General features: G+C 40.3%; 8 protein-coding genes. 6 read left to right on the forward strand and 2 right to left on the reverse strand.

Going from position 1 to position 14938, the window contains the following annotated elements:
• The first annotated feature begins 3 nt into the window (after positions 1-3).
• Positions 4-3150: an efflux RND transporter permease subunit gene (locus tag L659_RS0104540; RefSeq protein WP_024589742.1), complete on the forward strand. Its 3147-nt coding sequence runs from the start codon at positions 4-6 to the stop codon at positions 3148-3150.
• A gap of 86 nt (positions 3151-3236) precedes the next feature.
• Here L659_RS0104540 and L659_RS0104545 read toward each other — a convergent pair whose 3' ends face one another.
• Positions 3237-4472 (reverse strand): TMEM143 family protein, encoded by a 1236-nt coding sequence (locus tag L659_RS0104545; protein ID WP_024589743.1) that lies wholly within the window; start codon positions 4470-4472, stop codon positions 3237-3239.
• A 195-nt stretch (positions 4473-4667) separates the two neighbouring features.
• Between L659_RS0104545 and L659_RS0104550 the strand changes: the two genes are divergently transcribed.
• The 4 genes from L659_RS0104550 (at position 4668) to L659_RS0104565 (ending at position 10553) form a co-directional block, all read left to right on the forward strand.
• A complete protein-coding gene (locus tag L659_RS0104550) occupies positions 4668-5252 on the forward strand; it encodes a YqaA family protein (protein ID WP_010554604.1) in 585 nt (194 codons plus the stop codon).
• 97 nt (positions 5253-5349) lie between these two features.
• Complete coding sequence (locus L659_RS0104555; protein ID WP_010554603.1) at positions 5350-6255, forward strand: GGDEF domain-containing protein; 906 nt, start codon at positions 5350-5352, stop codon at positions 6253-6255.
• 164 nt (positions 6256-6419) lie between these two features.
• A complete protein-coding gene (locus tag L659_RS0104560) occupies positions 6420-7781 on the forward strand; it encodes a hypothetical protein (protein ID WP_010554602.1) in 1362 nt (453 codons plus the stop codon).
• Positions 7782-7907: 126 nt separating this feature from the next.
• Positions 7908-10553, forward strand: a complete 2646-nt coding sequence (locus tag L659_RS0104565; RefSeq protein ID WP_024589744.1) for a DUF2339 domain-containing protein — start codon at positions 7908-7910, stop codon at positions 10551-10553.
• A 102-nt stretch (positions 10554-10655) separates the two neighbouring features.
• On the opposite strand, the gene L659_RS0104570 is transcribed toward L659_RS0104565, so the two are convergent.
• Positions 10656-14096 (reverse strand): PAS domain-containing hybrid sensor histidine kinase/response regulator, encoded by a 3441-nt coding sequence (locus L659_RS0104570; protein WP_024589745.1) that lies wholly within the window; start codon positions 14094-14096, stop codon positions 10656-10658.
• Between the two features lie 414 nt (positions 14097-14510).
• Between L659_RS0104570 and L659_RS0104575 the strand changes: the two genes are divergently transcribed.
• A complete protein-coding gene (locus tag L659_RS0104575) occupies positions 14511-14774 on the forward strand; it encodes a DUF4212 domain-containing protein (protein ID WP_007377498.1) in 264 nt (87 codons plus the stop codon).
• Positions 14775-14938 lie beyond the last annotated feature (164 nt).

Genomic DNA, 14938 nt, shown 5'->3' on the forward strand with positions numbered 1-14938 from the left:
ACCATGATTAATTGGATAGTTTCTTTTGCGGTTAAACGCCGCATGCTGGTGCTTGCGCTTACATTTTTATTTGCTGGATTTGGTGTATACAACATTCAAAATTTAGCGGTAGACGCAGTACCCGATATAACCAACGTACAAGTGCAAATTAATACCAAAGCGCAGGGCTTTACGCCATTAGAGGTAGAGCAACGCATTACCTACTTAGTAGAAACCGCCATGGCGGGCATACCTAAGCTTGATTACACCCGCTCGCTTTCGCGTTATGGGCTTTCGCAAGTAACGGTTATTTTTAATGAAGGCACCGATATTTATTGGGCGCGTCAGCAAATTGGTGAGCGTATTCAAAGTATTCGATCCGACTTACCTAATAACGTAGAGCCAAACTTGGGTCCTATTGCCAGTGGTTTAGGCGAAATATTTACTTATAGTGTGCACGCCGCGCCTAATGCGTTAAAAGAAGATGGCACTGCCTACAACGCCGAAGACTTACGTACTTTGCAAGATTGGGTTATTCGTCCGCAGCTTTTAAAAGTAAAAGGCGTAACCGAAATAAACAGCCAAGGTGGTTTTGAGCGTCAATACCAAGTAGCGCCAGTGCCCGAAAAACTCATTGCCTATAAGCTTACTATTAGCGATGTAATTAGTGCACTTGAGGTTAATAACAGTAACCGAGGCGCAGGCTATATTGAACGCTTTGACGGGCAATATTTAGTACGCTCGCCTGGGCAGCTTAAAACCATTGATGACATAGCCAATACCGTTATAGCTAAGCGCGACGATGCACCTGTACGCATTAAAGATGTGGCTAACGTGTTTTTAGGCAAAGAGCTTAGAACCGGCGCGGCCACTTATAACGGCGAAGAAACCGTGCTCGGCACCGCCATGATGCTAATTGGCGAAAACAGCCGCGTAGTGGCAAAAGCTATGGCTGATAAGTTAGTTGATGTGCAAAAAAGCTTACCCGCTGGCGTTATTGTTGAAGCGGTTTACGACCGTACAACTCTTGTTGATAAAACCATAGCAACCGTGCAAACCAACTTATTTGAGGGTGCCGTTTTAGTGATAGTGATTTTGCTATTACTGCTGGGTAATGTAACGGGCGCGCTTATTACGGCAATGGTTATTCCGTTGAGTATGTTGTTTGCCGTTACAGGTATGGTGGGTAATCGCGTATCGGGTAACCTAATGAGCCTAGGCGCAATCGACTTTGGTTTAATTGTTGATGGTGCTGTAATTGTAGTTGAAAACTGCCTGCGCCAACTCGGTGTAGCTCAGCATAAACATGGCAGGCTACTTACCTTAAACGAGCGTTTAAATGTAGTGACCGCAGCCACCAAAGAAGTATTTACACCGGCTGTATTTGGCATTGTTATTATTATGCTGGTTTACTTACCTTTATTTGCACTAAGCGGCGTTGAAGGCAAAATGTTTCAGCCAATGGCATTTACTGTAGTTGCGGCGTTAATTGGCGCGCTTATATTTGGCGTTACCTTTGTACCGGCTGCTATTGCAGTGTTTGTTCGCGGTAAGGTTGATGAAACCGAAAACGCAGTCATGCGCGGCGTTAAAAAAGTGTATAAGCCATTACTTGGTATATCGCTTAAATTACCGTGGCTGATGGTGGGTATTGCCACTGCATTAGTATTAGTGCTTGGTTTTAAAGTTAAAAACATGGGCGCAGAATTTTTACCGAAACTTGATGAGGGTGATATTGCTATGCATGCGCTGCGCATTACTGGCACCGGTATTGAGCAATCTGTGCAAATGCAAAAAGAGCTTGAGCAAGCCATATTAGATCAGCCTGAGGTTGCTAACGTATTTTCAAAAATTGGTACTGCCGATGTAGCAAGCGATCCTATGCCGCCCAATGTTGCCGATACTTTTTTAATACTCAAACCGCAAGATGAGTGGCCTAATCCAGCACTTACTAAAGCAGAATTGGTTCAGCAAATTCGTACCCGTGTTAACGATGTCCCTGGTAATAATTACGAATTTACACAACCAATAGAAATGCGCTTTAATGAGTTAATTGCTGGCGTGCGCGCCGATGTGGCACTGCGTATTTATGGTGACGACTTAAGCGTACTTAAAGAGTTTGGCGAAAAAGCCACAGGGCTAATGCGTAATATTGCAGGTGCTACCGATGTACGTTTGGAGCAAATGGAAGGATTGCCAACACTTTCGGTAACACCAATGCGCGACCATATGGCGTTATTGGGTTTAAGCGTAAACGACATTCAACAAACACTTGCCGCCGCTGTTGGCGGCGTGCAAACCGGGCTAATTTACGAGGGCGATAAACGCTTTTCGTTATTAGTGCGCCTTGATAAACGTTGGTCTAGCGATGTATCAGCACTTGCTCGTTTGCCAGTTGCTTTACCTAAAGATAGTAACCCAGAACTTGCGTTTGTACCGCTTGGCGAAGTGGCAACAATTAGCATTGAAAAAGGGCCTAATCAAATAAACCGCGAAAGTGGTAAGCGCAACGTCGTGGTAACTGCCAATGTAGAGGGGCGCGATTTAGCAAGCTTTGTAAGTGATGCGCAAGCGAGCATGAATGAATCACTTAATTTACCAAGTGGCTATTGGCTTGAATACGGCGGCACGTTTGAGCAGCTACAATCGGCAAGTAAGCGATTGTCGTTGGTTGTACCGGTCACTTTACTGCTTATATTTGGCTTACTGTACAGCGCCTTTGGATCGCTTCGTGATTCATTGATTATATTTAGTGGTGTGCCACTGGCATTAACGGGTGGTGTGCTTGCGTTATTGCTGCGCGATATGCCGCTTTCAATATCAGCAGGTGTCGGCTTTATTGCCCTAAGCGGTGTCGCGGTATTAAACGGCGTGGTTATGCTGTCGTTTATTAAGCAATTACGAAGCGATGGTTTAAGCTTGTTTGATGCAATTCACAGCGGTGCATTACAGCGCCTGCGCCCAGTACTGATGACTGCGCTGGTGGCAAGTTTAGGCTTTATACCTATGGCGCTTAATTCGGGAACGGGTTCTGAAATGCAAAAACCTCTCGCGACAGTAGTGGTTGGCGGGATTATTTCATCAACTTTACTGACACTGTTAATATTGCCTGCGCTTTATAAGTTAGTACATTCTAAATTTACTAAAAAAGCAGAAGCTGAATTAGCTTAAATACTAGCTATTAATAATGTAATAAAAAAAGCAGCTGTACTTACAGCTGCTTTTTTATTTGGGTATTATTTAGCAAAAATACTACATTAATTATATTGAAAAAGATTATCCCAACGCTCATCTAATATCGTTTTTGCGTGATCTAAATTTATTGCGCTATACACATCACTAGTGCACGTTACCAAACGCATACGCACCAGCTTTTCAAGTGCGTCGCTAATTTCAAAATCAAGATCGCACTGGTATTTACTTTTAAACCAATGCTCTATTTGTTCATCAAGCGTTTGTGCGGTTAAGCCGCTTTCTGATTTGAGTAAAAAGGTATACGCAAGCAGGGCTTCTTTTATGTCTTCTTCTTCGGCAGCGTCAATAAGCGTGTGAAAAACACCCGCGTTATTATCAAGGTTTTTAAAGTAGAGGTTATCGCTAAGCGCTTTCATAAATTTAATTTTACGGTTTTTAAACTTACTCCATTCTTTAAAAATAAAGCTGCCAAATACTCCCATGCCAATAGCAAAGGTAATAAAATGTTGTTGGGTCATTTCTACAGCTTCACTTCTAAAACCACCCCAAAAAGCAAACAGAGCAAGCAATAATACGATTGATGCGCCAAGTTTAGTTATAAGTACCACTGCACCGCCAACTAAAGCCGATGAGCCAATAATTGCTTTATCAATAGGGCGCATGCGTACTTCGCTATTAGGAAATAGCATTTCGAGATCGGCCTTTGGCACATTTTGAAACAGCTTTACTATGGTTGAGCTTGGCTCAAATCCCATTGGCGTTTTATTTTTAGCTTCAAAATAAGCGCTATCTTTAAAGCGAATAAACACGGCAACACGGTCGTAATTAGTAAAGTGCAGCGGCTTTTTACGCAAGCCCCAAAAGCTGGTAATAGTTTCAGTGAGTTGCGACTCGCCACGGCGATAAAATACCACTTCTTCAAAGTCGTCAAATTCAACTTCAAGGCGCACCTTAAATAATGACTCTTCATTTAATGCATCTTGTAAGTCTTCATTGGTTATCACTTCAAAATTAGCGGCATTAAGCATCTTAGCAAAATCTTTAGCAAACTCATGTTGGCACTGCGCTTTTTGATCCGCCGATACTGGCGCTAACGATCGCGTGTCACTGTTGGGATCAAAAGGGGCGTAGTTGTTTTTAAGTGACTCAAGTGTTGAGTGGTAATCGTAATGAATAAGGCTTGCTAGTAAATCGCAAAATTGTTTAAACGATGTTTTTTGTGTACTGCTTTTAAGCTCTTCGTTACACATATCAACAATATCTTGCTTTCTAAAGGGAATAAAACGCGCACTTTGCATAAATTAATAACTACTGTGATAGGGAATCTAACTGCATGGGCACATAATAAAATATTCTTATGGATATTACTAATTTGTTAATGCAGTAGGACCTGATAAATTTAGTACGCTGTTTTCAGCGTGTATTAACCTAAATGTGTAATTATTGGCTTATTGAATACTCTTGTTCTTACTGATAAGTGAAAAGGATTTACTATGGCCATTCAAAAAAAACTAAAAGAAAAAACGCGTAATTTTATTGACTCTAAGCATATGCTTAGCGGTATTACAGTGGCGTCATTTTTAGAGTCAACCATAGTTCCTATTCCACTCGAGGCTGTATTAGTACCGCTAATGCAGGCTCGTCGAGAAAAGCTATGGCTTATAGCATTAATGGCGACCTTGGGCTGCATAGTGGGCGCATTGTTTGGTTATGCGTTGGGTTATTATTTATTTGATGCGGTTGGCGATTGGATTATTAATACGTTTTCGAGCCCTGAGCAATTTGAAAACGTTAAACAGCAAATGCAAGATCAAGGTTTTTGGTTTGTAATAACACTAGGCATAGTGCCTATTCCGTTTCAAATAGCGATGCTTGCTGCAGGCGCGACTAAGTACTCTATTTGGCTATTTTTATTGGCCTCAGGTATTGCGCGTTCTATTCGTTACTTTGGTTTGGCTATTATTGTTTATTATGCAGGTAATGAAGCTGAGCGAATCATTAGTAAACACAAAACTAAGGCAATGGTTTTAATAACGTTACTTGTGTTAGGAGTTTGGGGATTAAGCTTGGTGATTTAAGCTCATTATTAAAGGTTATTAACCACCTTATTCTAATAAGCCTTTTTGGTAATGTGCTATAGTTTTTTAATATAGTATCGAAAAGCTTAGGGTTAATATGATTGAAACTGTAAAACTCACTATCAGGCTTTCTAATTTTTTTAAAATGAGCTGGAAAAATAAAACTGTAAGCCTATTTTTATTAGCTTATATTGTTATTTTTTCAGCCTACTCCCTAACTAACTTTCCTCCCTTACAAGTTCAAAATAATGTTTACGGTTTTACAACTGATTTTATTAATTTAATTGTTCTTATTTTTTTATTTTGGATGGTTCAGTGCTCCAAACTTTCAAAGCTTGCATATACATTTTCGACTCTCGGATTAATGCTCTGGTCCATGGGTAATACAGCTGATTTAATCGATGAGATAGTGATACAGCCTTACTGGGTAAGTATTTATTTTGAAGATTTATGCAGAACCAGCGGCATGCTTTTAACTTCCTATGGTTTATTTAAAACGATGCGCTTTATACAAAGTATTAATAATCGATTAGCGCGTGAGCTAATTATTGATGATTTAACCAAGGTACATAACAGACGTTATTTTTATCAGCACGCTAAAGATGCTCAGCACTCACCTTACGTTATTTTAATTGTAGATATAGACCACTTTAAAGCAATTAATGATGAATTTGGTCATGATGTTGGTGATGTAGTGCTTAAAGAACTAGCAACTAAATACGACAATGCTTTTACGCACCAAAACAAATTTGCTCGCCTCGGTGGTGAAGAATTTGGTGGCTACTTGCCTACAAATAATATGACGCAAGCATGTGATTTTTCGCAGCAATTAATTGACCTTGCGCACACCATAAATGTTCAAAATTCTCGCCACTTAACAGTAAGTATAGGTGTTGCAATGCAAACGCCTAATGAGCCTTTAGATAAAGTGATGAAGCGCGCTGATCAAGCTTTATATTTAGCTAAGAAGAGTGGCCGAGATCGTTTTGAAATTGCCCCGTAAGCGTTTTTAATTATATAAAAACACGTCCTTATTGTTTGCACATTTACTACACTTTTTAACGTTTTCGTAAGGAAATGTCAGTGAGGGTAATGCTTTGTAAATCATGAAATTAAAATAGAATGTTTGGGTCATAATGGGGATATTAATAATAAGGAATAACCTTAATGACCAACTCCCTTTTAAAAGCTGCATTACCCTTAAGTCTAATTACTATTTTGTCGGGCTGCGGCTCTGATGATAGCTCAAGCTCTACAGGTTACATCCAATTGTATAACGGCTCTTACAATAGCCCATACACACGTTTGTTTGTTGAAGAAACAGAACGTTCAGGCGCTGATTTTGCCGATGTAACTACTCGCCATAACTACAGCACAGGCACTTATGATGTAAGTTTTGAATACCTAGATGCTAACGACAGCTATATAACAATTAGCGACCAAGAAATTTCTATTAAAGGTGACAAAACACAGTTAGTAGTAATGAGCGGCAACTTTGATGAGCCTACATTTACAGAGCTTAGCGTACCTATTACAAGCGATACGGGTGAGTTTAACTTAGGGTTTTACAATATTGCAGGGGAGGACACTAACTACGATATTTATTTAGCAACTGATGATGGCGTATTTGAAAGCGCGACACTTTTTTCATCGGCTCAATATTTAAGTGAGTTAGATCTGCAAAGCATTGATGAAGGCTATTACACTATTTACATAACAGAAGCGGGCAGCAGTGATGTTGTGTACGAGTCGTCATCTGTTTATTTATACGATGAAGCAAGTTATGTAGCAATGATCCGCCCAAGTTATGCTACAGAAGAAGGCGGTATTACGCTTGATGTAGTAACCGATAATAACTACGTTACTGAGCTTAAACATCAATCTGCACTGGGGCAATTACGCTTTATAAATACGGTCGATGACTACTCACCAGTGAGCTTTTCTGCTACACGCGGTACAACTGTAAACACAACAAATACAGTCGCTAGTGACTCTTATACCGATTATGTTGAACTTTCGCCCAATAGTTACAGCGTAGCGATGTACGACGAAGAAGGTACAAAACTAGCTGATAACTTTTTAATGACGCTAGAGCGTGAGCAAAGTGCGGTGGGTATTTTTTATAACGACGTTGATAACGGTTTACGTATGATGAGCGTTGAAGAAAACCTAACACCAAGTAGTTACAGCCATACGGTATCGGTTGTAAACCTAATTGAAAGCTACGCAGGGCAGTCGGTTTCAGATGTTGATGTGTACTTTACACTTAACGGCGAAACGGTAGACGACACCAGTAACGTAGTCGATGGCCTAGATAAGTATGACCAAGAAGAACAGGTTGTAGATAACGAAATTTACACGGTTTATGTTGTTTATGAAGATAATGGCCAGCAAATTGTGCTTATTCAGCAAAGCGATATGGACTTTACACAAGAGGGTAACTACATATTGATTTTAGAGCATGATGAAACAACAAGCTCAGGTTATAAAATGACCCTAGAGCGCACTATTACCGATAGTGTTGAATAAATCTAAACATATTAAGTAGCATAAAGCCTAAGCACTTTAAGTACTTAGGCTTTTTTATTGAACAAAATTTACCTACTCATTAATAATTAGGTACACTCAGGGCATAATAATTAATAAGAGTGTGCCATGGATGATTTAGTTGGGTTAGCCGTCATAGTAATACTGGTTGTAGTTGCCGGTGCTATCTGCGGTTTAATAGCGCTAGTGCAGTTAAATGGATTAAAACAAGAAGTGGCTGTTTTAAGGGCCAAAGTAACACACTTACAAACACATAAACCGATATCGCAAAGTGAACCTCAAAGCGAAGCATCTACTGCTCAGGCAGCGCTTTCAAGGTCTGAGCCAATTGCTCATAAAACACAGCCAAACTTAACGTCCCAAAGCGTGTCGCCACCTGTAATAAATCAGCCATCAGCGCCTCCTAAAAAAGCCAAACCAGCTGAAGCATCAGCCATAGAATTACTATTTAATAAATTACGCGCAGGGTTTGAGCAAAACTGGATGACCTGGATAGGCGCAATAGCGCTTGCGTTTGGTGGCATATTTTTAGCTAAATACAGCCTAGAAGCGGGATTATTATCGCCTGTAATGAGGCTGAGCTTAGGCGGCTTATTTGGGCTTGGCTTAATTGCAGCTGCGGCTTATTTACACCATAAACGTATTATATTTGAAGGCTTTAATAATTACATACCCGCAGCGCTTGCAAGCGGCGGGTTTATTACCTGTTTTGCTTTAACGCTTTTAGCCTACAGTAGCTACGATATGCTTAGCCCTACCGTGGCATTTTTTACACTGGCAGTTATTGCAATTAGCGCAAGTGCTATGGCGCTTAGGTTAGGCCCATTATTAGCGGTATTAGGTATTATTGGCGCTTATAGTGTACCAATATGGGTTAGCACTGGCAGTGGTAACTTGTTTGCATTATTTATGTATGTTGGCTTTGTAAGTTTGTCGGCCGCGTTAGTTGCACATAAAGTACAGCGAGCTTGGTTGTGGTATTTATTATGGGCAGGGCACATTGGTTGGTATTTAGTTGGTTTTACATTACTTAAAATTAATACCGTTTGGTTAATGGGGGCATTTGCTTTACTTAGTATTATTGGGTTAATTGCTATACCGCGCTTAGGTCTAAAACTGAATGTTATTGAACATCGCCCGCACAGTTTAAAACGCTTAATTAGAGTGCTTCCAGATCATGCATTATTACTCGCCTTTATGGCGCCCTTAATATTTACCATGCTAATAAGTCACTTTGATATGCAGTGGCAAACAATCGGCGTGTTGAGTATTGTATTGGTGTTGTTTTTAGTCCTTAAAAATAGCCGTTGGGATATTTGGCAGGGTGTAGCGTTAGTTATTTCAACGCTATTAGTGATAGGCGCTCAGCGCACGCATCTTTCGCCAAACCTATTTGATGACGCACTCTTTATATTCAAAAATGAGTATGGTTTGGGTTTATTTCTCGGATTGTTACTTACCGCTTTTGGGCTTTATTACGGTAAAAAACAGATTAAGCGTTTAGCGTTTCATATTACGGGGGCATTTAGTGTATTTGTAATGATAGCGACTTTATATACGCTTATTCCTAATTCCGCGTTAAGTACTGCATATCCACTTTGGGCCGTTGTATTGTTTGTAGTCGCCGCTATTTTAATAAAGCTCGCGCAACATAATACAACGCTATTTCAGCGTTTTACTTATTGGGTAGGCGCTAATGCCAATATTACGTTAGCAATTACCATGCTACTAAGTGACAGCGGCCTAACCATTGCTCTTGCTGTACAAGTATTACTTATAAGCGTACTTATTAAACGCTATAGCGTGCCTATGCCACATTGGCCTATAAAAGCCTTGGTTGCTGCGTTATTACTGCGCCTTACGCTTTCACCTTGGACGCCAAGTTACGATGCACTCACGGTATTTGGTTTGCATTGGAGCATTGTGGTTTATCCGTTATGTATTGCGTTATTTTTTGCCGCAGCTAAGTGCTTTGACTCATCAAAACTGAAAATATGGCTCGAAGGTGCAGCGCTTCATTGTTTAGCACTTTTTATTACCACCGAAACAAGTTATCAGTTAGTAGGGCATTATCCGCAATTTGATTCACTTAACTTTTACGAACAAATACTCCTTACCTGTAACTGGCTGGCATTAGGGTGTGTGTATTTACACAGAGCAAAACTTGCCGGTACTTTAGCTAAGTTATACCAAGTTGCGGGCTTTGCACTTGTAGGGTTAGCAGGGCTTTTTGCTATTAAAACACTGCTTGACGACAACCCATTATTTGAATCACTTTACATAGGTGAGCTGCCAATATTTAACTGGTTATTACTATTGTGGTTAGTACCTGCAGGATTAACGCTTTGGCTGGCCAAGCTTGTAAAACCAATAAACGCTAAAGCTACGCCATTTATATTGGCCGTTGCGGGTGGGTTTATATTATTGGCAATAAACAGCTTTATTCGCCAATACTGGCAAGGGCCTTATATTTACTTATCAAAAGGCGCAAGTAATGCAGAGCTTTATAGCTACTCTGTTATTTGGTTAGTAATGGGGGCGGGTACTGTTATTTTTGGTCATTTAAAAAACCAGTTATTAATACAAAAAATAGGCTTAGGCTTACTAGCTGCAGTTATTGTTAAAGTGTTTTTAATTGATATGGCTAACTTGGAGGGCTTACTTAAAGCGCTTTCGTTTATTGGATTAGGACTTTCGTTGGTGGGGTTAAGTTGGTTATTCCAAAAGCTTAGAAGCCGAGTAAATCCAGTTTAACTTTATAAACACTTAATAAAGCAAAGCCCAGTGAAGATACTGGGCTTTTTGTTTTACGCTATTACTTGATAGCTTTTAACTTGATCACTTTTAGCTCGCTTATTATGTACTGTGATTAAGCAGTGCCTTTAGTTTGCCCGGTTTAATTGGTTTACTTAAATAATGAATATTAGCGGCTTTGGTTTCTTGTTTAAGCTCGGTGTCGCGCACTGCGGTAATTAAAATAGCGGGCACTTGGCTTTGCCAAATTTCGCGCAGGGTTTTAATTAGCGTTATGCCATCGCAGTCATTGCCTAATTGGTAGTCCATTAAAATAACATCGGGTGCACCGTTTTGCTTAGCGTGCGCCAGTACATTATTTACATTATCAAATAGCGTGTAATTAGCTTGCCACTTTTTAAGTAAGCTTGCCATTGCAGCTAGATTTTCAGGATCGTCGTCTACGGCAACAATATTAATTGCTGCACGGTTTTCTATTAGGCTGTTTGTCGTACTTTTTTGTTGTACAAACTGCTCGTCACCATAAGGTACCTCAATGCTAAAACGGCTACCTTTATTTGGCTCAGAATGCACATCAAGCGGCAAACTTAATAAGTCAGCCATACGTTTTACAACACCTAAGCCTAAGCCTACGCCTTTGTTATCGCCCGACTCAACACGGTAAAAGTCATTAAATATTTTAGCTTGCTCTACTTCGCTAATACCAGGGCCTGTATCCCATACTTCTATTCGTAAATTATGCTTTCGGTTCCTACAGGCAATTAATACACGGCCATTATCGGTGTATTTAACTGCATTAGAGACCAAGTTTTGAATAATTCGGCGTAAATAGGTTATATCGCTGTGCACAATTTGCTGGTGTGAACGCACACTAAGCTTAAGGCCTTTATCACTTGATAAAATAGCGTATTCACTTTGCAATGGCGCTAAAATATCTTCAATATAAAAATGGCGAGGGGTTGGGGTCATAGCGCCTTGTTCTAGCTTGGCTATTTCAAGTAGTGCCGACATTAAGTGCACGGTTGAATCGAGACTGTCGCCTAATTTTTCAAAGCTGTTTTGGTTAGTGCTGTCGAGTTGCTTTTCGTCAATGGCAGCAAGGTATAAACGTGCTGCGTTTAACGGCTGTAAAATGTCGTGGCTCGCCAGTGCTAAAAAGCGCGTTTTACTGTCGTTGGCTTGCTCTGCTTCTCGTTTGGCTAAAGTAAGTGCTTGCTCGGTTTGTACACGGCTATCTATTTGAGCTTGTAAGTCTCTATTAATGGTTTGCACTTCTTGAGTTCGCGCTTCTATGCGGTTTTCAAGATCCATGTTTACTTCTTCAAGCGCATTTTGCGTACTTATGTGATTGGTAATATCCGAAAAGCTGGTAACAAATCCACCATCGGGCAGCGGATTACCAATCATTTCGTATACTTGGCCATTACGACGGTGGCGAATAAAGTGATGCGAGCTGCCGTATTTTAAATGCTGCACACGTTTTTCTACTTGGCGTTCTATTTCGCCAGGGCCACATTCACCACGGTTAGCGTTGTATCTAATAATATCTTCTATGGGTTGGCCTACTTCTAAAAATCCTTCAGGATAGCCAAACATTTCGCTGTAGCGTCTATTCCAAGCTACTAGCTTTAAATCTTTATCAACAACTGAAATACCATGGCTTAAATTTTCGAGTGAGGTAAATAACAGATTTTGATTAAATTGCAACGCTTGTGTGGTTTCGTCAAAAAAGTTTACAACTTCTTCAAACGCCATACGCTTACCCGACGATACCGTATGTATTAATGCTTGTGCGGAAGATGCGCCCAGCACGCCTGTTAACGCGCGTTCGCAGTAGGCTATAAATTCAGGCTCTGGGTGTGCGTTGTTATCGCTTAAGTGATGGGCGAGTGCGTAATGCGCCAATACTTGTTGGCTGCGCTGAATACCTAAAAAGGTTTGTAGTAGTATTTTAAAGTCGTAAACAGTGGCTTTTACGTCTTTATTTAAGCGCCTTGATAAAATAGCCTGATCTTTAGGGTTAACAAAAGCAGCTGCCTGAATCTTATCAATTAAGCGCTCCTCAGCCCCAAGTGAAAAACTAATATAACACCCAATATTGGCAAACAAAGCTATCAAGGTTCCGCGTGTTATAAGCGTTTGTTGTAGCTCGCTATCAAGCGTTGCACCGGCATCGAGTATTGGCAGCATTAAAAATAGTACCCAGCAAATAAAGCCCGCAACTAAACCTGCATAAACCCCATAAGCATGGCCTTTTCGCCAGTATAAGCCGCCCACAATAGCGGGTAATAATTGAGTAACAAGTGAAAAAGCAACTAAGCCCATACTTGCCAGTGCGCTGCTATGGCCAAACCATTGCTGATAGAAATAGGCCAAAATTAATATGCCTGCAATAGCAAAGCGCCTTACAAGTAAAATGCGAGACTTATAACTGGTGGTAATTAAGTTGCGTTTAAATTTACGACGTAGCATTAGGGGTAATACCACATCGTTTGAAATCATCGTGCTTAATGTAAGCGTTGCTACCACTATCATTGCGGTGGCGGCCGATAAACCACCTATAAATACAAAGGTGGTTAAAAAGGCGTTGTCGTTAATTAACGGTAGGGCAAGTACAAAGCTGTCGGGTGAATAGCCGCTGCCAATTTCAGGATGAATAGCCGCAGTCGCAATAGGTAAAATCATTGCGGCAGTTAATAGTAAATACAGCGGGAAAGCCCAGCGAGCGGTAAGTAAGTGGCGTTTGTTTTGATTGTCGACCACGGTTACATGAAACTGGCGTGGTAAACATATAATAGCCGCCGCAGCCATTAAAGACTGGCCAATAAAGTTAAAACTAAAAAAGTTAAAGTCGCTCCAATGGGCCCAAATCGACTCGGTTACTTTATTTGAAGTAGGCTCTGGCATATTAAATAAGGTGTAAACAGCAAGGCCTGCTACAGCAATAAGTGCAATAAGTTTAATCATCGATTCAAACGCGACAGCAAGCATTAACCCAGAGCGATACTCTGTTACGTCCACTTTGCGGGTACCAAAAAATATTGCAAATAAGGCCATAATTAATGTGGCAGAAAGCGCGAGCATATCGCCTGATATTTTATTACTGTTTTGCAAAAGTAAAAAGCTGGTACTAAGCGCTTTTAATTGCAGTGCAATATAGGGAATAGTCGCTAGTAAGGCGATTACAGTAACCATAATAGCGGTAGTTTGGCGTTTGCCGTAACGAGCTGAAATAAAGTCAGCAATAGTGGTTATGTTTTGTTTTTTGCTTACCAGTACCAGCTTACGTAAAAACCCTTGGCCGAATAAAAACAGCAGCGCAGGGCCCAATAATATTGGCAAATAACTCCAACTGCTGGTGGCGGCTGTACCCACTGAGCCGTAGTAAGTCCAAGAGGTACAGTAAATCCCAAGTGAGAGTGAATACACAAAAGGGTGATGGCTAATACGCTTTGCCAAAGGGGTTGTTTTATCGCCCCAATTGGCGAGCCAAAACAGCACACCTATATAACTTAAAGCAACAATAATGAGTACGGCAGTCATGTTGTTATTAAACCTTATTATTTTAAATAGTCCCTCAACCCTATGAGGGATTAACACAATACCAGAACTGAGGTTAAGTGTGAGGCTTGAATTTAAAATAAAACTTTCATTTTATTTCTATCTTATTGAATATTAATAACAAAAATAAAATCATCTCAAGCATTAGACTAATGTCGCATTAATAACCAACTTACCAATTTAATCATAAAGCCAGCTTACAAAAACAGCCTAAGCAATTGAAATAATATAAAAATATATAAAACACGCTTGAATGATAAATACAGTTTACGTAAACGTTAACAAGCTGTTACGACTATGGTCTCAATTCAATATGTAACCAGCGTTGCTAAATTGGTAAGCGAAGATAAAAAACCACTCATCGCGATATTGCGGTGCTTAAAGGGGAAAACAAAAATGGCTTTTAAAGATGAAGAACAAGCAAAAGCTTATTGGGCAGAAAACATTTCGCTGTTATTTAAACTATTAGCAGTGTGGTTTATCGTGTCTTTCGGCTTTGGCATATTACTGGTTGATGTACTTAATGAAGTGCGTTTTTTTGGGTTTAAACTTGGCTTCTGGTTCGCCCAGCAAGGCGCGATTTATACCTTTGTTGCTTTGATTTTTGTGTACGTTTTCAAAATGAATACGTTAGATAAAAAATACGGCGTAGACGAATAGGAGCTAAGCAATGGATGTTCAAACACTCACGTTTATAATTGTTGGTTTAAGCTTTGCGCTTTATATCGGCATAGCAATTTGGGCCCGTGCGGGTTCAACTAAAGAGTTTTATGTAGCAGGCGGCGGCGTACCTCCTCTTGCTAATGGTATGGCAACGGCTGCCG

The sequence above is a fragment of the Pseudoalteromonas sp. S8-8 genome (assembly GCF_000497875.1).
GTDB classification, from domain to species: domain Bacteria; phylum Pseudomonadota; class Gammaproteobacteria; order Enterobacterales; family Alteromonadaceae; genus Pseudoalteromonas; species Pseudoalteromonas arctica.